This window comes from Mucilaginibacter sp. SJ (assembly GCF_028993635.1).
GTDB lineage: Bacteria > Bacteroidota > Bacteroidia > Sphingobacteriales > Sphingobacteriaceae > Mucilaginibacter.
On sequence record NZ_CP118631.1, the window covers coordinates 2,409,015 to 2,428,937 of the forward strand.

The 19,923-nt window shown below is 42.7% G+C and carries 11 protein-coding genes and 1 riboswitch; all 11 genes read right to left on the reverse strand.

The window, feature by feature from the left end:
• Positions 1-65: 65 nt before the first annotated feature.
• The 11 genes from MusilaSJ_RS09665 to MusilaSJ_RS09715 all read right to left on the reverse strand — a co-directional run bounded on the left by MusilaSJ_RS09665 (position 66) and on the right by MusilaSJ_RS09715 (position 19,879).
• Positions 66-1,769 carry a RagB/SusD family nutrient uptake outer membrane protein gene (locus MusilaSJ_RS09665; protein WP_274989772.1) on the reverse strand — a complete coding sequence of 568 codons (1,704 nt, stop codon included), beginning with the start codon at positions 1,767-1,769 and terminating at the stop codon, positions 66-68.
• A gap of 10 nt (positions 1,770-1,779) precedes the next feature.
• Positions 1,780-4,962, reverse strand: a complete 3,183-nt coding sequence (locus MusilaSJ_RS09670) for a SusC/RagA family TonB-linked outer membrane protein (protein ID WP_274989773.1) — start codon at positions 4,960-4,962, stop codon at positions 1,780-1,782.
• A 284-nt stretch (positions 4,963-5,246) separates the two neighbouring features.
• The gene (locus tag MusilaSJ_RS09675; RefSeq protein ID WP_274989774.1) at positions 5,247-9,398 is read right to left on the reverse strand and encodes a hybrid sensor histidine kinase/response regulator transcription factor; all 4,152 of its coding nucleotides are present in this window, start codon (positions 9,396-9,398) and stop codon (positions 5,247-5,249) included.
• 211 nt (positions 9,399-9,609) lie between these two features.
• On the reverse strand, positions 9,610-10,149 hold the full coding sequence (gene idi, locus MusilaSJ_RS09680; RefSeq protein WP_274989775.1) for an isopentenyl-diphosphate Delta-isomerase: 540 nt from the start codon (positions 10,147-10,149) through the stop codon (positions 9,610-9,612).
• Between the two features lie 185 nt (positions 10,150-10,334).
• Entirely contained in the window at positions 10,335-11,771 is a 1,437-nt protein-coding gene (locus tag MusilaSJ_RS09685; protein WP_274989776.1) for a SusD/RagB family nutrient-binding outer membrane lipoprotein, read from the reverse strand.
• Between the two features lie 6 nt (positions 11,772-11,777).
• Entirely contained in the window at positions 11,778-14,960 is a 3,183-nt protein-coding gene (locus MusilaSJ_RS09690; RefSeq protein ID WP_274989777.1) for a SusC/RagA family TonB-linked outer membrane protein, read from the reverse strand.
• A 335-nt stretch (positions 14,961-15,295) separates the two neighbouring features.
• Complete coding sequence (locus tag MusilaSJ_RS09695) at positions 15,296-15,865, reverse strand: peroxiredoxin family protein (RefSeq protein ID WP_274989778.1); 570 nt, start codon at positions 15,863-15,865, stop codon at positions 15,296-15,298.
• 121 nt (positions 15,866-15,986) lie between these two features.
• Positions 15,987-16,100: riboswitch (SAM riboswitch) on the reverse strand.
• Positions 16,101-16,287: 187 nt separating this feature from the next.
• Positions 16,288-17,049, reverse strand: a complete 762-nt coding sequence (locus MusilaSJ_RS09700; RefSeq protein WP_274989779.1) for a glucosamine-6-phosphate deaminase — start codon at positions 17,047-17,049, stop codon at positions 16,288-16,290.
• A gap of 18 nt (positions 17,050-17,067) precedes the next feature.
• Entirely contained in the window at positions 17,068-18,255 is a 1,188-nt protein-coding gene (gene nagA / locus MusilaSJ_RS09705) for an N-acetylglucosamine-6-phosphate deacetylase (protein ID WP_274989780.1), read from the reverse strand.
• 298 nt (positions 18,256-18,553) lie between these two features.
• Positions 18,554-19,330, reverse strand: coding sequence for an isocitrate lyase/PEP mutase family protein (locus MusilaSJ_RS09710; protein WP_274989781.1), 777 nt, complete (start codon positions 19,328-19,330; stop codon positions 18,554-18,556).
• A 168-nt stretch (positions 19,331-19,498) separates the two neighbouring features.
• Positions 19,499-19,879 (reverse strand): YybH family protein, encoded by a 381-nt coding sequence (locus MusilaSJ_RS09715; protein WP_274989782.1) that lies wholly within the window; start codon positions 19,877-19,879, stop codon positions 19,499-19,501.
• Positions 19,880-19,923 lie beyond the last annotated feature (44 nt).

A 19,923-nucleotide genomic window follows, 5' to 3' on the forward strand; every position in this document is an offset into this window, starting at 1 on the left:
TTATAGGTTAGAATTGGGAGAAAAAAGGGGGAAGAAAGAAGCTCTTCCCCCGGGAATATTGGTTATTAGTAACCAGCGTTTTGTTGCAATTGGCCACCAGACGCTTGAATCTCAGCCCTTGGTATCGGCAACCAGTAATGTTTGGTTGCAAAAGAGCGGCCATCCAAAGCTACTTTTGGTGTATAAGCAAAGCTGCCATCAGCGTTTTTGGTGATGATCACCCCACCCGCCGGTTTATTTTCGGTAACATCAGCAATTTTCCAGCGGCGTACATCGTAAAAACGGTGCTCTTCAAATGCCAGCTCAACACGGCGCTCGTAGCGTACAGCATCACGCATCTGTGATTGCGACATACCTGCAGCCAAAGCCGGCATATTAACACTTGGACGAGAACGGATCAGATTAATCGCTGTACGTGCAGATAAGGTTGAACCCGAAGGGATCACATCCGGTCCGTAAGCTTCGTTAGCAGCCTCAGCAAAGTTCAACAGGATCTCAGCATAACGGAAATAAATCCATGGCTGGAAGCCCGCGTTACCCCACGGATTTTGAAGCGGATATGCATCATTCATATATTTTTTGAGGTAATAACCTGTTTTGGTAGTATTCCAGTTATCTGCTCCGTCTTTGCTATCCTTACCACCTGGAATAAAAGATTCAATAGCCCGGCCCCTGTACATCGCACCATTGTATAATACAGTAGCTGCAAACCTTGGGTCGCGGTGATCATATGGGTGGGTCGGATCATAACCTGATGTTGGATCGGTAATAGCTTTGCCATTATCCATTTCGTAATCGTCAACCAGGTTTTGCAATGGTGTATTACCCGCCCAGCCGCCATAGCCGTTTGGCCCGTTGGCTATTTCAAGGTGGGTATGATTTGCATTTTTGGTGTATAAACGTTCAAAAATGGTTTCGTTTGTTTCATTAACCAAAAACAGGTTGTTGTAACCACCAGTATAAATACCATATTTATTAAGGCTGATAACAGCTTGCGCCGCCGTAACAGCATCAGCCCAGGTACCTGCAGCATATAAAGGACTTGCAGCATATAATTTTAGCCTTGATTTTAAAGCCAGCGCTGCACCTTTTGTAGCACGCCCTAAAAGCCAGCTACCATCGTTATTTAGCGGCAACTTAGCAGCGGCATCATCAAGCTGAGCAGACACGTAATCGATACACTCTTTAATGGAAGCACGCTTAAATAGCGATGGGTCCTGCAGGTTATCATTAAGATTAGTCACCTTATCACCCATCAAAACAACACCGCCATAATTACGGATCAGATCCTGGTAACGGAAGGCCCTGATAAATTTAAGCTCACCTTCAAGGTGCATTTTGTGTGCAGCGCTGAATGGCATGTTTGGCAGTAAAGCCAAAGCCGAGTTTACCTCGCGGATACTACGATAGCTACGGCCCCAAAGTACGCCTGCGCCACCTAAGTTTTCGGGGGCAAGCTGTCCCCTTTGAATCAGCCATGTGGCATCGTCGTTGTTGTAGATCGATTCATCGGTCAGTGAGCTCCACATGCTGTATTCAAAACCACGGCCAAAGCCTGGGTTTGAGCCATCGCCCTCTTTATCCTGCAATTTGGCACCGATATAACGGTTGGTAACATAAGCTTCATACACCGCGGTATCCGAAGCAATGGCCGATGAGGCAATCCTATCCGTAGGGGTTACATCAAGTAAATTCTTTTTACATGCTGTGATGCCCAGCATACCGCCCATCATTAAAAATAATAGCGGAGTTTTATATTGTAGTTTCATTATCGTCTGATTAAAATTTCACGTTAACACCTAAGTTGATAATTCGTTGTTGCGGATAAAACTGGCCGCTGCCACTGGTTCCCTCCGGATCGTAATCTTTCACTTTGGTAATGGTGAACAGGTTGAACGCGCTTGCATAAACCCTTAGGCCCCCAAGCTTAATTTTAGAAAGGAAAGGTGCATTGAAATTATAACCTAACTGCACATTTTTTAACCTAAGGAATGAAGCATCATTAAGCCAGAAGGTATTGTTATATAAACCACCGCTTATGGCGTTTGATGCACGGTCGGTCACGCGTGGATAAGTTCCGTTGGTATTTGTACTGCTAAACCTGTTATCGGCCCAACTGCTGTAAAAGTTACCTATGCTACCTGCTTCGGGTAATACATACTGGCTAACCTGCGCCTGGCCTGCAAACAGTACTGAAAGGTCGAAGTTTTTGTACGCCGCGTTAAGACTAAAGCCGTAAGTGATTTGCGGAATGTTGCCGTATTTAGTACGGGTTTGGTCATCGGCAGTTATTTTGCCATCGTTGTTATAATCAAGGTATTTCAGATCGCCAACTTTTGCTCCGGTTACGTGCGGGTAAGCATCAAGTTCGGCCTGCGTGCGGAATATCCCTATTGCATCATAAAGCAAATAAGTATTCATCGGCCTACCGGTTGCGCGCTGATAGCTTAAGGCACCACTGGCTTCATCAATAAATACGATTTTACTTTTTGCGTAAGTAATGTTACCGCTTACACCCCAGCTAAATTCATGCCCGGTATGACTATAACCCAATGTAGCCTCAAAACCATCGCTATTAACTTTACCAATGTTTTCTGCCGGTACAAGTGAGTCGGAACCATAAGGATTTACTATACCTGATGAACCTGGGATCGAGGCATTTCGGGCAGCAAGAATATTACTCCTTCGTTGCTGAAAGTAAATCGCCTCTACCGTAAAATTGTGAAGAAAAGTGGCGTTAATACCAATGTCAAGCTTTTTGGCAACCTCCCAGGTGATATTCGGGTTTGCAAGTTTTACAAGATTAACGTTTGGCTGAATAACATTTGAACCACTACCAGGACTGCTGGCAACAAAGCCGTTATTAACTAAAGCATAGTTATTAAAATACTGGAATGGCGATATGTTATCGTTACCTAATGAACCATAAGAAGCCCTCAGTTTCAGATCATCAAAAAAGCTCACACTGTTTTTAAACCAATCTTCTTTCGTGATTCTCCAACCAACTGAAGCGGAAGGGAAATAACCCCAGCGGGTAGCGCCTGGGAATACAGAAGTTCCATCAGCACGTAACTGGCCTTCAAACAGATACTTTTCATCATAGGCATAAGTTAAGCGGCTAATATAGCTTGCGCGGTTGTAATTTGAGCTTAAACCAGAGTTCAGGTAATCGGTAGCAGCACTTCCACCTTGCGACAAGTCCGGTAGTTGCGACGACAAATAATTGAAACGTGTAGCGTCAAAATATTCCTTGTGGTTTTTACTTTGCTCATAACCTACGAACGCGCTTATATCATGTAAACCAAATTTATGCGCATAATTTAATTTAACGTTTGAAGTTAGCAGCGCCTGATTTTCCTGCGACTCGAATAAAGTAGCGGCGTTATTATTGCCCCCCACGGTAACTTTGTTATAAATCTGAGTGCTTGCGGCATAGCTGTACAAAACATATGGCTTGCTAAAGTTTTTATCAAAATTATATGATTTATCAACTGAGAAAAAACCATCAACCGATAAACCTTCAATGCCAGGAATAGCATAGCTGGCTTTTAGAATGCCATTGAAAACCTGTTTGGGGTTATTATTGATACCACCAATGTCGGTTACCTGGACAGCCGGGTTATTGTTTTCGATACCTGTAGTTGGCAAGCCGTTAGGGTAGTAAGCTGCAACAATAGGCTTAGCTCTGTAAACAGAACGGAACAGGCTGCCGGCACCTACAACAGGAAATTGCCTGTCTTCTTCACGGCCTGAAAGTGACAAGCCAACCTTTAAGCGCTTGGTAACATTAGCATCAATGTTTGAGCGGAAATTATATTGGTGATACTTAGTTGCTCCGTTTTTATAAATACCATCCTGATAAAGCGTTCCTAATGAAACGAAGTATTTTATATCCTCGCCACCGCCCGAAACTGAAAGGCTATGTTGGTTTTGCAATGCCGAACCTTTAAGCGTTTGCTTTTCCCAGTTGGTATTCGGGTAATTTAATGGATCTGATCCGTCCCTAAACTTTTGGATTTGTTCAGCTGTGTAAGATTGATTCAATCCGCCTGCTGGGTTTGAATCATAATTGATCTCGTTCATGATCTGGGCATAAGTTGCCGCATCGGCCATTTTTGGCAAGCGGGTTGGTGAACTAAAGCCTTGATTAAAACTGTAATTAATAGTTGGCTTGCCCGATTTACCGCGTTTGGTGGTAATAAGTATAACACCGTTTGCAGCCCTATTACCGTAAATAGCAGCCGATGCATCCTTTAATACCGACATGTTTTCGATATCGTTAGGATCGAGACGCTCTAAACCACCTATCTGGGCCGGTACACCGTCAACAACAACGAGTACATCATTATTGCCTGTAGTGGCTAAACCACGCACGGTAATACCTGAACCATCGTACCCGGGCTCACCACTGCGATTATTAACAATTACACCAGAAAAACGACCAGCTATACCATTCGAAAGATTGGGCTGTGGACTTTTCACCAACTCCGAACCTTTCACTTGTGATATTGAACCTGTTAAGGTCGCTTTTTTCTGGGTACCGTAACCTACAACTACTACCTCGTTCAATGACTTTGAATCAGCAGTTAATTGCACGTTGATAGTGGTTTGCCCGTTAAGAATAACTTCTTGTGAGGTGTAGCCGATGTAGCTAAACACCAATGTGCCCGATGAAGCGTTTGGAACATTAAGGCTAAAGTTACCTTTAATATCGGTTACCACGCCGGTTGAAGTCCCTTTTAAGGATACACTTACACCCGGTAGTGTTTCGCCTTTTTCGTCGGTTACTTTACCGGTTATCCTGGCATCAGGTAAGCGCTGCTCGTTAATAGTACCCGCAAAAGCCATTACCGGCATTTGAACTGTAGCAAAACAAGCTACGGCCATGCCGGCCGCAACGATGAAAAAGCGGGGTGACCTTTTCCGATGGGGAGAATCCTTTACATGTAAATTTAATTTCATATAGTTTTTAATTTGGTTTTTAATTGATTTAAACTCTGCTCTGCAAGGGCATAAAAACAAGGGGGCGACTAAAGCATTGGTTAGTTGCTATCATCTTTTTCCTTATTACAATAATGCCGGATACAAAAGCCTGGTTTAAATCTTGGTTATTGGTAGGGCTAAATTGCACGTAAAATGCAAAAATGAGTGAGGGGTAAATTCTGATTAAGACAGGGGGTATTTCATAAAAAAGCCTCAAAATCATTGTTTTTGAGGCCTTTTAAACAGGGGGTAAATTAATATTGCTAATTCTCCTTTATCACATCCCGGTTCACATTGTAATTATTGTGAAATGGCTTGCGGTATTTCTTGATATAATCAGAAGGGTTTATCCCGAACAACTTATTAAACTGCTCCCTGAAGTATTTCAAATCATTTAAGCCCACCTTATAAGCTGTTTCATAAACTGTGCTATCGGTTGTAAGTAAGATTTCGGCAGCCTTTCGCAAGCGGATAAAACGGATAAAACTGTTTGCCGATTGCCCCGAAATGGATTTGATCCGCTTGTACAAATTAGAGTGGCTCATGCCTATTTCGGCAGCAAGCGTTTTGATGCTGAAGTCGGGATCGGTTAAGTGCTGTTCAACTATCTGGAGGCATTTCTCCAAAAACTCTTTGTATTCCTGCGAGATCTTCAGATCGTTGGATTTGTTAAGGGTTATTTCATTATAGAAATATTTTTGCAGGTTGTTCCTGCTTTTCAGGATCCCGTTAACACGGGCCACCAGGATCTCTTTTTCAAAAGGCTTGCTGATATAATCATCCGCCCCGCCTTCAATACCTTTAAGCTTTATTTCAGGCGAAGAACTGGCGGTAAGCAATATCACAGGGATGTGGTTCAGCACAGGATCTTCCTTAATACGGCTGCATACCTCAATACCGCTTAACCCCTGCATCATTACGTCGCTTATCACAATATCGGGTACCAGGTGATAAGCAAGCTCCAGGCCATCTGTACCGTTATCAGCCTCAAAAATCTCAAACTCACCGCTAAAAATTTGTTTAAGGTAAGTACGGATCTGCTGGTTATCATCAATCAGCAGCATGGTTTTAGTATCAGAGCTTAAAGCTTCAGGGCTTTTAGCGGTTACTGCACTTTCGGTTTCAACTGCTGCCAACTCACCTTTGTTCTCCATCAGTTCATCCAGGAATACCGAAGTTTCGGCAACATCTTCAAACACAAACTGCTGCCCAAAATGTTCTCTGCCTTTTAACAACGATACATGAAACACCGTACCCTGCCCCTGCTGGCTGGTATAACTGATACTTCCTTTATGGTTTTCAATAAATGCTTTAACCAGGTATAGCCCAATGCCAAAACCGCCTGCCATTGGCGCCGAATTTTGCAACTGGTAAAACTTGCCGAATAACTGATCGCCGGTACCCTCGGCTATTCCGCAGCCGCTGTCCTTTATCCCGATGGTAATTTTATCGTTAAAATCGGCTATTGTACAAGTTACTATGCCATACTCCGGCGTAAACTTCAACGCGTTTGAAATCAGGTTAAACAGGGCTATTTCCATTTTTTCCCTGTCGGCATAAATCTCTATCGCATCCCTTTGGCTTACAAAATCAAACTGAATATGTTTGGTACGTGCCTGGTGACTAAAACATAAAAACACCTCATGACAAAGCGATACGATATTGAGCCTTACTATTTTGAGCTTATCGGTGTCGCTTTCGGCCTTCCTGAACAGTAAAAGCTGGTCAACCAAACTCAAAAGGCGCCGTGCATTGCGGTAAATGATATGCAAATTACCGGCATCATCAGTAGCCTCGCCCTTTCCGAACAACATATCCTTTACCGGGTTGATAATGAGCGTTAGCGGTGTACGGAACTCATGCGAGATATTGGTAAAAAAGGAAAGTTTACGCTCGTTAAGCTCCTTATCTTTTTCGGCTGAAAGCTGGGCTACTTTAACCTCGTATTTAAGCCTGGTTTGGCGGTTTCTGTAAAGTATATAGTAATAAGTTACAACCCCTGCTGCTGCTATATAAATTAAATAAGCCCACCAGGTTTTATACCAGGGCGGCAGGATCTTAACCTGTAATGTAGCATAATTATCAAACCACAAACCATCCTGGTTGGATGCTTTTACCCTGAACGTATATTCTCCGGGTTCAAGGTAACGGTAAGTCGCAAGCCGCTGATCGCCAACGTAGTTCCAGGTTTTATCAAGGCCATCCAGTTTATAAGCAAACCCGCCTTTATCCGGATAGGTATAATTTAACGAGGCATACTGGATAGAAAATACCGACTGATCGGGCTGTAATGTGATCTGCCTTGCCTGGTTAATGGCTTCGGGCAATACGGTGCGGTCCTTGTCAAGCCCGCCAACTTCCACCTGTTTACCAAAAATTTGTAACCCTGTTATAATAACTTTTGGTTTATAGTCGCTTTGATTTACTTTTCCAGGGTCAAAAAAATTCAGGCCTTCCGTTCCACCAAAATACATTAAGCCATTAGCAGAATCGAACAAAACAGACCCCGCGTTAAACTGCCCGGCCTGCAGCCCATCCGACTGATCATAATTTAAGATCTTGTTATTACGGACATTAAGGTTTGATAAGCCTTTATTAGTACTTAACCATAATGAACCATCAGATGATTCCTTAATAGCCGATACTGTATTATTAGCGAGACCATTAGTTTCATTAAACTTTTTAAAAACCCGGTTTTGAAGGTCGTATGAAATTAGTCCATCGCCTTCAGTTCCTATCCATAACCTGTGTTGCTTGTCGGGATGGAGCGAAAATATCACCTGGCCTGGTAAATTGCTTTTTTCATCGGTGGGCTTAAAATACCTGCTGAATTTCTTTTGCCCGGCATTATAAAAATCCAGCCCCCCGCCATAAGTACCAACCCATAAATTACCTTTATCGTCTTCGGCAATTGATCTTACATCGTACGAAGTGAGGCCGCTATTGGCAGGGGTATAATTAGTGAATGTTTTTGTAACAGAATTAAACAGGCACAAGCCGCCGCCGTTGGTGCCAATCCATAAATTTTTATGCATGTCCTGGTAAATAACCCTTACGTCGTTACCACCCAGGCTTTTGTTGTTTGCCTGGCTGTGTGCGTAGTTGACAAACGAATCTGTTTTCTTGTTATACTGCAAAAGTCCCTTTGCATAAGTACCAAACCATAAATTACCATCCTGATCGGTATAGCCAAATAAAATGGCATTATCGGTGATGCTGCCGGGTTGCCCGTCTGCTTTGTATTGCTTTATCAGGGTGCCGTTGTGGCTGGTTTTGTAGATCCCCTCTCCATCAGTGCCCAGCCATAAAAAGCCGTCGCGATCCTGGCACAGGCCATAAAATCTCACCAAGCTTTCGCCGCTGGCCCCATATCGCTTTTTAGCAATCTTTGAAAATTTCTCCTTGATGCTGCTCACCATGTAGATACCATCGCCATAGGTACCTACCCAAACATTTTTATCCTTATCTATATAAAGCGTTTGAACAGAGCGTTGCGTAAGGTAATACCCGTCATCGCCGGTTACCGGCTGCAGGAAAAAATTATTAGTGTTATAACCGGGGTTTGTGCCAATGTTAACTTTAAACAGACCACCATCTTGCAGACCTACAAGTAATTGCTTATCACTATCCTCAATAACTGATATGTATCGTTTACTTTTAATACCCTGCTGACTGGTTTGCAGTAAGGTAAATTTATTTGATTGCCTGTTGTAGTAGCCGAGCCCGCTTCCGGTTGCTATCCACATGTTGTGAAAATGATCCTCAAAAATATCATTGATGCGGGTACCCGGCAGGTTGGCTATTGGAGGGCCTATGCCGGCAAGGTTGGCTATCACACCATCCTTATGACTAAAAACATTGATGCTGCCTTCCTGCGTACCTACCCATATCAGTCCCTTTGAATCTTCGTACAAACAGAGCACCCTGTTGCTTGACAGCCGGGATAAATTGGCCTGAGTGTAGTTAATAACTTTTGCCGATTTGGTATTGAAATAAGAAAAGCCCTGCCCGTAGGATGTGATCCATAAATTACCATCGTGGCTTTGAATAATATTACTGATATCGTTTTTGACGGCCCTGTTAGAAGTGAATTTATAATGGATAAACTTTTCTGTACGGCTATCAAATTTGCTGAGGCCGTTTCTTGATGAAACCCAGATGCTGCCATGAACATCGCACAAAACCTTTTGTACATAATTACTGGCCAGCGCAGTTGAATCGCCCAGGCGCGATTTAAAAACCTTAAAAGTTGTACCGTCAAAACGATTGAGCCCATCATTGGTGGCAAACCACATAAAACCCTTATCATCCTGTGTAATGCTATTTACAATACCAAAAGAAAGACCATTTTTTAAAGAATAGTTGAGGATCTTATTTTTGATGGGCGACTGGGCATGGGCCAAGGAAATGATCAAAAAAAGAACAATGCAGCAAAAGGATCCCTTTTTCATTAACAAATTGCAGGCTGTGAATTACACAAATAATTGGAAGATTAAAGCTACCTAATTAATTGTAAAGTAAACAATAATATTACAAAAATGTAAAATACCCGTTACATTAAGGAGAGATTTGCTTATTCAGGCACATAGAAAATTATCAGTCCGGCATTATTTACAATGGCGATCACTACACATTGGTGATCTGTAATTGCTGATAATGATCCATTACCTCGTCGAAACATATGGCGAGCCACCTGGTATAATCGCCCGGGTTTTCTTTCAGGTCGGCTGCCAGCAGGGCCATGGTTACATATTTAAATGAAGATACTTCCTCATGGTCAGGCGTCGGTAAGGCATCGGTGACGCCAAAAAACACGTGATCGTATTCATTTTCAACCAGGTCATCCTGGATAACTGCACAGTATACAAAAGAAAATACAAAGTTAAGTTCGGCGGCTATTCCCATCTCCTCCTGTAACCTGCGGTGCGCTGCTTTAAGTGTGACTTCACCGGGCCTTGGATGGCTGCAACAAGTGTTTGTCCATTTACCGCCCGAGTGGTATTTGCCGCCCGCCCGCTGCTGTAGCAGGAGCTCCCCTTTTTTGTTAAAAATAAAAACTGAAAACGCACGATGCAGGCTCCCCTGAAGGTGTGCCTCCATTTTTTCCATAGTACCAATTTCCTGATCATCGCGATCAACCAAAATCACGGTTTCTTCTATCTTCACTCGCTATAATTTGTTGTTACTTTCCTGATGAGAAACGCTAATCTCCGGAATTTCTTGTCATTTTTTGTTAATCCTAAAAACAGGACCAAAGCCATGCCACAAATTTCAGCTTTATTTTCAATAAAAAACGGATTTCCCTTAGGAGAAACCCGTTTTTCAGTTTTATTTTACGAAGTGACGCTTGCTTAGTTTACATCAAACCAAAGTTTGGTGGTAAGGGCATCGGCACCCTGTGCAGCAACTGCAGCCTGGTAATTTGTTTTGTTTAACGATTGTTCGGTGCCGGGGTAAATAAACCTTACCGGTATTTTACCATTCAGCGTACCTGCTACCGCTGGTTGCAATTGCGGATAATCAAGCCTGCGCCATTCGGTCCAGCCTTCAAATCCCTGGCCAAACAGGGCTAACCATTTTTGCTCGCCAATTGATTTTTTATAGTTAGATGCATCGTATTTAACTGCCGGCTGTGCCATATAAGTAGCGATATCAGCCGAAGTAATACTGTATTGTGTCAACGCAGCAGTAACCGCCTGACCGTATAATGAAGCGGCATCTTCGGCAGTAAAACCACGTGCAGCGGCCTCTGCCCTGTCAAACAAGCTTTCTGCATAGCTTAATATTACAGCAGGGGCATGAGGTGCCCTGAAGTAAGCGCCCGGTTTAGAAGTTTTGGTGAAGCCGTAATTGCTGGCATCGCCCACCAACAAACCGTTTGGCAAGCCAACATAATTTTGAGGCGTGGCATCCTGTGTTTTAGCGGCATATATTGATAAGCGGGGGTCATTAAGTGCAAACAACTTATCTACTATGGTTTTGCTGATGCGGTAATCATCACGGGTATCAAACAAGTTGCTTACCGGGTTTTGGTTAGGCGAATCTAAATAAACCAATTGCGCGGTTTCAGCATTCGAGCTGATGTACGAGCCGCCTTCGGTCTTGATATCGTCCAATACTTGCTTAGCTTTTGCCGGTTCCCTGTCTGCAATGCGTAAGGCGATACGAAGCCTTAACGAATTGGTAAACTTTTTCCATGACGCAATATTGTTGCTATAAATCACATCACCAGCAATCGCTTTGCCCGACGGATCAAGCGCCGTTTGAGCTGCCTTCAAATCATCTAACAAAGCAAAATAAACATCCTTTTGGGAATCATAAGCAGGGGTAAGATACTGATCGATATTAGTTGCCTGTTTGTAAGGGATGTTACCGTAAGCTTCAGTTAATAAACTAAATGTCCATGAGCGCAATACCAAGGCAACGCCTTTGTAATTTGTATTACCCTGGGCATCGGCGAGCTTGATGATCTGGTTAAGGTTTACAATACTTTTTGAATAGCCCGTGCTCCAAAGCTCCTCAAACGCACTGCTGGCATAAATATACCTGTCGGGGTCTGTATATTGAATTTTAGACCAGTATTGTACAAAAAGCAAACTGGCATCCATGTTATTGGCTACGCCCCAATAGGTATCTGAGGTTGCTTTGGTGGCTGCCGTAAGCAGATAGTCGGGTTGTGCTGTTTGTGAGCCGTTAGGGTTTTGATTGATCTTTAACAGATCCTTTTTGCACGATGTTACCGATAATAAAACCGCGGCGGATAATATGCTGATATATTTAAGTTTCATGATGTTTTAAAATTTAAGGTTTACATTAAAACCGATGTTACGCACGGTAGGCAGGGTAAGGTCTTCCAGTCCCTGTCCGTTACCTGCGTTAAAGGCTGTTTCCGGATCAATATTCGGCGCGTTTTTATGGATGATCCACAGGTTACGGCCAACTACCGAGAATGTAGCTCCCTGGAAACCAATTTTATTTACCCATTTAGCAGGTAAAGAATATCCCAGTTTTACTTCGCGAAGTTTGATGTAGGATGCGTCGTAAACAAAGGCTTCATCAATATTAGTAAAGCCTTTATAATATGATTGCGCAGGAATGATAGTGGTGTTTGGCGAACCATCAGCCTTTACACCTTTAAATATCATACCATCATTATAAACGGTTACACCCGCCGGAGCTGCGCCGGTTACCTGCACCGCTGGATTTGTTGTTTTATTATCCGGATAGTAATAGCTTAAACCACCATTAGCAGCACCGCGGCCTGGTAAGGTAGAAGCCAGTACGCCGGTATAGGTACCTGTACGGTTGGTATTTGAATAAATTGATCCGCCGAAACGTGCATCAACCAAAAAGCTAAGGTTTATTCCTTTGTAGGTAAAGCTGTTATTGATACTTCCCAGCCAATTTGGAGTGAATTTACCTAAATAACGTTTGGTGGTATTAAATACCGGTGTACCGTTAGCGTCGATAATGATCTGACCTGAAGCATTACGCGTGTAAGCTGTGCCATAAAGTGCGCCATAAGGTTGGCCAAGTGCAGCTACAACCTGCACTGTACGATCCGTACCTAATACCACACTCTGCAATCGGCCATCAGCGTCAAGTGAGGCTACCTTACTGCGATTTAATGAATAATTGGTGGTAATATCCCAGGTAAAGCTTTTTGATTTAATTGGTGTAAGGCCTAACTGAACCTCAATACCTTTGTTATTAAGACGACCGCCATTTATTACTTTTTGGCTGAAACCGGTTGATGAACTTACCTGTACAGTAAGGATTTGGTTAGTGCTGTTGGTATTATAACCACTTACATCTAAATGTACACGATCATGGAAAAAGCCTAATTCAAAACCAGCCTCTGCCGATGTGGTGGTTTCAGGCTTAAGATGATCATTCAGATCAATAGTAGATATACTTTGTTGCGGATTTGAGCCAAATAGGTTTGAAGATGTATAAACATTTATTAATTGAAAAGGGTCTGTCGCCTTACCTACTTTAGACCAACCACCCCTTAATTTAGCATAGGTAAGTACATCGCTCTTGATATCTAATGCTTCTGACAGCACTAAACTTCCGTTTACTGAAGGATAGAAATAAGACAGGGCATCTGATGGTAAAGACGAAGACCAGTCATTACGGGCAGTAAAGTTTAGGAAAGCATAATTTCTGAAGCCAACCTGGGCCGATCCAAAATAGCTATAGGTTTTAAGCTTTCCATAATAATTTGTCGATACCAGCGGATCGCGGGAGTTGCTCAATGTATACAAGCCGGCAACGGCAAGCTTTGGAGCCAACTGATCATTATTTTCGGTGGTCCTTACGGCTATATTACCACCGCCAAACACATCAATCGAAAAATCATTGTTCAGCTTTTTAGTGTATTGCAACCTGGCTTCGGTATTGTTTTCGTTTACGCTGTAAGCATCCTCTTCATACGATCCGAAGGGCGTTCCGTTAGTGCCATATGCTACTTTGATCTTACGGCGGTCGTTATAATAATCAGTTCCTGTACGGAAGTTTGCTGATAAGCCATCTATGATCTTATAATTCAGTTCGATACTACCTATCAGGTGATTTTTGTGCTGCCCTACCGTATTTTCATAGGCCAGCCAGTAAGGGTTACTATAGTAACTGTTATTCCAGTTAAAAGTATTACCGTTAATATCCTTGTAGTTTTTAAGCCTGTTGATATCAACCTGGCGGCCAAACCAGGTAAACTGGAGCATGGTACTTGTTGCACGTTTTCCATATGTGCCGGGAAGGTTATCAGCGTCGTCCTTACTGTAATCAACAATAGTATTTACAGTTAATTTAGGATTGATACGATAGCTTGAGTTTAAAGCAAAAGAGTTGCGTCCTTGTGATGTATTGGGGACAATACCGGTTTGATGCAGGTTGTTGTATGAAAGCCTGAAATCGCTTTTATCGCTGCTGCTTGCTATCGCGATGCCATTATTAAGCGTTACACCGGTTTTAAAAAAGTCTTTTACGTTATCGGGATGCGCTACGAAAGGCACGGCCTGACCGTTTGAATAAAACTGTGGGATCAGCGAACCATCCAGGGCAGGGCCCCAGCTTTCGTCAACACCGTCGTTAACACCCCCGCCCTTGCCATCTACATAGCTAAATTTGCCATTTGAGCCCTGACCATACTGGTTTTGATAATCAGGCAAGATCTGTACGTTCGAAAAGCTGGTGTTTGAATTTATGGTAACACCTAACCCCTTCGCGCCTTTACCGGTTTTAGTGCGGATGAGGATAACGCCTGCAGCAGCACGTGAGCCGTAAAGCGCTGCAGCGTTCGGGCCTTTCAATACACTTACCGATTCAATGTCTTCAGAATTTAAATCAGAAATGGCATTGGAGAAATCTCTTGAACCATTAGTGCCCAAAAACTGGCTATTATCAACAATAACCCCGTCAACTACAAATAAAGGTTGATTTTCCCGTGAGATAGACGTTTCTCCACGGATAATGATACGGGATGAGCCCATATCGCCCTGGCTGTTGGTAACCTGCACACCGGCAATTTTACCTGTGAGCGCGTTAACAAAATTGGTTTCCTTAGCTTCAGAGATATCTTTCGATTTAAGCCCTTGTACTGCATATCCAAGCGATTTTTTATCCTTTGAGATATTGAGGGCCGTTATCACTACCTCATTCAGAGAATTTGGTGCTTCAACCAAAACCACGTTTAAGGTAGTTATTCCTTGCGTAATCGGGATCTCCCGGGTTGTAAAGCCAATGTAGCTAACCCTAAGCACATCATTAACATTGGCGTTGATGATAAACTTACCATCAACATTGGTTTGTGCACCCGTGGTTTTACCTTTAACATATACGCTAACGCCCGGCAACGGCAACCCATCGGATTTGGCGGTTACCACTCCGCTAATTTTAACGGATTGCCCCGCAACCGTCTGGACGAGAATAAAAGGCAATATAATTGCCAGTAATAGCTTGTAAATTTTTAACATGATAATTAATAATTGAGATTAATTTTTGATGCCTTTACCGGTACAAAAGACATGGCTATCGCCTTAGCGGGCATAATTTGCCCGGCTCATAAGCCTATCGTAACTGTAAAGAATTGATTAGGGGATGGTAATTATTAAGCTAAGACAAGCTGCAGCAAGCCCGCATTTAAACACCATGCATGCTGTAAATGATTAACAGCAACAATGCATGCTTTGCATATTGAGACAGAAGGATTTGCAGATTGACTGGCTTTCCGAAACGAAAGTTTTCTTGTGTAAAAAAGTAGATTCTGTTTTCATAAAACGGGTATTAAATAAGTACTGATAGATTCTTTTTAATTGATGGACGCTGTTTTGTTGTTTACCAAAGCGTCCACAGCTTTTAACATGGATGCAAATTCCTGTTTATCGTACAAGCGGGTGAGGTAAACAATTTTCCCATCCCGATCGATAACCACATTGCGGGTAACACCACTCTTTTTGCTGGCAAACCGGCCAAAAATCTCAGCACCAGGATCAAGTGCCAACGGATAGCTTATATTCATGACCTGGTGAAAACTTTTTACTTTGTTGAGCGGTTCATCGCGGTCAACGCCTATTAAAACAAGGCCTTTATCTTTATAAGTCTGCCAGATCTCTTTTTCCAAACGCGGCATTTCTTCTCTGCATACGCTGCACCAGCTTGCGGTAAACTGCAGGATAACCACCTTACCACGCAACTCCGTTAAAGAAGTTTTTGTACCATTGGTCAATACGAGCTCAAAATCGGCAGGAGCAAGATCACCGGTTTTTATGATATAACCGCGGTCGTCAGCTGTCGGATCAATTGCCTTGGTGGTCTGCGCAACAGCCGGCAATGTTGTTATGAAAAGCAAACAGGTAAAAAGTAATTGTTTAATGTTCATTGCTATACAGGTTAAACCGTAATATCATCCCGGTGATATTTTCAATATTTTAATTAGCAAGAAAAATGAAGAGGGAAAAGAAGTATACAACACCTTGCACTATACAAGGCCATAGCGTATTACATTATCTTTTCTACCCTATTTTGGGCAGACAGGAATTAGCACCTTTATAACAGTGGGCTTACAGGTTGCTAAGACATCACAGGGCCTTTCCCTCAGTCTTTCTTGATAATAAAATATTCAAAGAACCGCTTTGACTGTGCAAATATATATAAATTCTACTAAAACTATAGATATTATATAATTATTGCAATAAAATGAATAACAACTGCTAAATTCGGTGTCATTAGTTGGAAGTCATAAGTCATTTTTCTTTAAATATTTTGACTTATGGCTAAAGACGAGGGACTTAAGACTTATGGCTAAATGCGGCTAAAGCTATCAGCATCAACAAAAAGGATAGCGCTTTCATGTGTTTTCAAGATGGTTGAAGGATAGCGCTCCGACACCGGCTCTTGTATGGTATGTTTTATAGCGGTTGCCTTTTTAACGCCGGGCACCACGCAAAATATATGAGCAGCGCTCATTAGAGCCGGGACTGTAAGTGTGAGCGCATATTTGGGTACAGCATTCAATGTGTCAAAACAACCATCGTTAACCTGCTGCTGCCGGCAGGCCCGATCAAGCCGCACCCTTTTTACTATTTCCGGATCATGAAAATTTGCAACATGCGGATCATTAAAAGCAATATGAGTGTTCTCCCCTATACCCATGCATACAATATCAACCGGATTACTTTGTAACAACCGTGCATAGCGGGCACATTCGGTTTTGTAAACAGCCGGGCTACCATCGATGTAATTGACCGATGCAAATGGCACCTGCTCAAAAAGTTTCTTTTTTAGGAAGCCGCTGAACAGTTGAGGAGCAGCCAGGGGTAAGCCGAGGTATTCATCCATATGAAAAGCATTTATTTTTCGCCATTCAATACTACCGTCGTTCACCAAAGCATTCAGAAATTCGTTTTGCGAAGGCGCCGCCGCAAAGATCATATTGACTACAGTTTTTGTAAGCAACAACTGTTTAATTTTTTCACTTACCATCTTAGCTGCTGTTTGGCCAAGGGATGCACGGTTTTCCAACACGATCACTTCGAGCTTTTCTGCCTTTATTTTCTTTAACATAGAAGCCTCATTAACTATTTAAATAGAATAAACAATTTCACCGCCGATGATGGTTTTATGCAGATTGATCTCATCGTCAAAAATGACCAGGTCGGCATCTTTCCCTACCACTATTGATCCCTTAGCCCCATCTGCACCCATAATTTTAGCGGGGGTTGTTGTCATCATTTTTACGGCGTCAATCACAGGCACATCGGCAAGAGTGATCATGTTTTTAACCAGTTGAATAGTAGTTGCAACGCTCCCCGCAAAAGCGCTTCTGTCGGGCAGTTTTGCCACGTTATCTTCCACTATCACTTTCAAGCCATTAAGGAGGCCACCTAAAATACTTTCGCCGGGCGCCATTCCGGCGGCACGCATGGCGTCGGTAATGAGTGCTATTTTTTCCGGCCCCTTGATCTTATAAACAAGCTTAAGCAAAGCCGGGGGCAGGTGCCTTCCATCGGCAATGATTTCAACCGTCATATCTTCTAACAGGTAACCGCTTTCAACAACGCCGGCATACCTGTACGCATTACGCCTGGATACGCCCGACATGCATGAATAAAAATGCGTGATGTGCGTGTAGCCATTTTCATAAGCTTCAAGCACCTCTTCATAAATGGCGTTGGTATGCGCTATAGAAGGCAGGATCCCTTTTGATTTCAGAAAACGTCCAAATTCAATCGCACCTTTTAACTCGGGGGCTGCGCTCCAGCGTTTTACAATGGATGAATGCTGTAAAATTTCATTGTATTCCTTTGGATTAGGTAAACGGATAAAGCGGGGATCCTGAGCGCCGCGTTGTTCCATGGCAAAGTATGGCCCCTCGATATGCATCCCCAAAAACTGCGCCCCGTCTTTGTTCAAAGGCTCCGATTCTTCATATAAACTCAGGGTTTTGAGTAAAGCATCCTGCTCGCAGCTTAATGTGGTTGGTGTAAAAGCTGTTGTACCGTAACCGGCGTGCAATTTTGCAATTTCAAGATAAGCCTCAACAGTATTATCCATAAAATCATATCCCCCGCCGCCATGCACATGGATATCAATAAATCCGGGCGACAGGTATTTGCCCCCTGCATCAATTACCGTTTCACCTGCACTATCTATAATATCTTCGGTAACCGCAACGATCTTTCCGTTTCGGGCCAGTAAAGTTCCATTCTTTATGATCCGCGTTGGGGTAATAATTTTAGCATTGATGATTTTTAAACCGGGAGCATCCATCTTATTAAAAAGCTGATGTGAAATTTTATAAATTATCTATTATAAAAGCATTCGTGTACGTACACGAATGTACATTATTTATTATATTCTTGACAAACACACCAAAAATTATTCACAAGTGGGTTGCGTAAATCTTCAAAACACTGTCTCGTTAATTCATAAAACAAAAGCCCCTAACGCTCACCGCAGGGGCCTTTAACCTAAACTTATTTGTAGATTTCTGATTACATCCACTATAACTTTAAGTTTCGCAAAAAGGTTTCAACTCTTTACAACCTATAGTTGAGATTTATTGGCTTCAGTTAAAGAGGCTCGAAAAACTGTTTTGGGCAGTTATCTTTTCAATTAAGTTTTCCAGCGTTTTATAAATGTTCATATTCAAAAATGGGCCTGCACTGATCCTTTTAACACCGGCATTTTGTAATTCTTTAAAACCGGGGAGACCGGGCATACACATTACGTTAACAGGAAGACGGGACAATGCCGTTACTTTTTCAATATCGGCTATTTGCGTGATACAAGGAAAAAACAAACCATGTACTCCCGTATCCTGGTAAAGTTTAATGCGGGTCAAAGCGTCTTCCAGGGCGTTGGGTAAACCAAGCAGAAAGGAATCGGCCCTTACGTTTATAAATATTTCAACCCCTGCATCAGCTAATAACGAAGTTACCTGTTTAAGTTTTACGGCAAAGCTCTCAGCATCAACAATGCTTCGCTTACCGTCGGTCACTATGGAATCTTCTATATTGATACCCACCACGCCAATATGATATAAACTGGTTATGTTATTACAGATTTCCTCGGGTGTATCGCCATAACCACCTTCAAGGTCGACTGTTAGCATGGCTGATGTTGTTGCAGCTATACGTTTAACAACAAAAAGGTAATCTTCAAAACTCATTTCTTCGCCATCTGCAAAGCCTAACGAGCTGGCCACAGCCGCGCTTGACGTGCCGATTACTTCGAAATTTAATTTATCATAAACCTGGGCGCTTTGTGCATTCCATACATTGCCAATCTGCACAGCTTCTGCTTTATGGTGCAAGGCTATAAATTCATTAAATCTATTTTTCATGTTCTTGTTTTTATTTTATGCTCAAAAGTAGCACTACGGTTGTGTCTAAAATTGTATAAAACGGAAGAGATTGAGGTGAAAGGTGAAAGGTGAAAGGTGAAAGGTGAAAGGTGAAACAAAAATGGCCGGATAAACCCGGCCATTTTTGTTTCATGAGAGTAGCAGGACTCAGGCTACGAGATTAGCCTCGGCTCCGAAAGCGTGATCGATGATAATTTTCCAGCTGCCATCAGGTTGCTGTTTCATTAGCTCGATACCTTTTGCCGCAACCTGTGTTGTGCCATTGTCGGTAACGCTCCACTCTGACCGGCCTACGGCTACATCGCCTGATTGCAGGCAATAGACGGTTTTGATCTCCATCACTCCCGGAACCGCGCAGATGCTTTTCACAGCTTCTTCAAATTGGGCTCTGCCTGATACTTCTTTTCCTGGCTCGGGAAAAATGATGCCGTCAGCATCATATACATTCATAACTACGTTTACATCTTTAGTGTTAAAAGCTGCTGCGAGTACCGCGTGCACCTCCTGTGGTGTTCTTGCTGATTTCATTTTTTTGTTTTTTTATTATCAGCAAAACTATGCCGCTTAAACGA

Excerpts from the sequence above, each read along its gene's own strand:
- MusilaSJ_RS09665 (WP_274989772.1), bottom strand. The coding sequence starts at position 1,769 with ATGAAACTACAATATAAAACTCCGCTATTATTTTTAATGATGGGCGGT.
- MusilaSJ_RS09670 (WP_274989773.1), bottom strand. The coding sequence starts at position 4,962 with ATGAAATTAAATTTACATGTAAAGGATTCTCCCCATCGGAAAAGGTCA.
- MusilaSJ_RS09685 (WP_274989776.1), bottom strand. The coding sequence starts at position 11,771 with ATGAAACTTAAATATATCAGCATATTATCCGCCGCGGTTTTATTATCG.
- MusilaSJ_RS09690 (WP_274989777.1), bottom strand. The coding sequence starts at position 14,960 with ATGTTAAAAATTTACAAGCTATTACTGGCAATTATATTGCCTTTTATT.
- MusilaSJ_RS09695 (WP_274989778.1), bottom strand. The coding sequence starts at position 15,865 with ATGAACATTAAACAATTACTTTTTACCTGTTTGCTTTTCATAACAACA.
- MusilaSJ_RS09700 (WP_274989779.1), bottom strand. The coding sequence starts at position 17,049 with ATGTTAAAGAAAATAAAGGCAGAAAAGCTCGAAGTGATCGTGTTGGAA.
- nagA (WP_274989780.1), bottom strand. The coding sequence starts at position 18,255 with ATGGATGCTCCCGGTTTAAAAATCATCAATGCTAAAATTATTACCCCA.
- MusilaSJ_RS09710 (WP_274989781.1), bottom strand. The coding sequence starts at position 19,330 with ATGAAAAATAGATTTAATGAATTTATAGCCTTGCACCATAAAGCAGAA.
- MusilaSJ_RS09715 (WP_274989782.1), bottom strand. The coding sequence starts at position 19,879 with ATGAAATCAGCAAGAACACCACAGGAGGTGCACGCGGTACTCGCAGCA.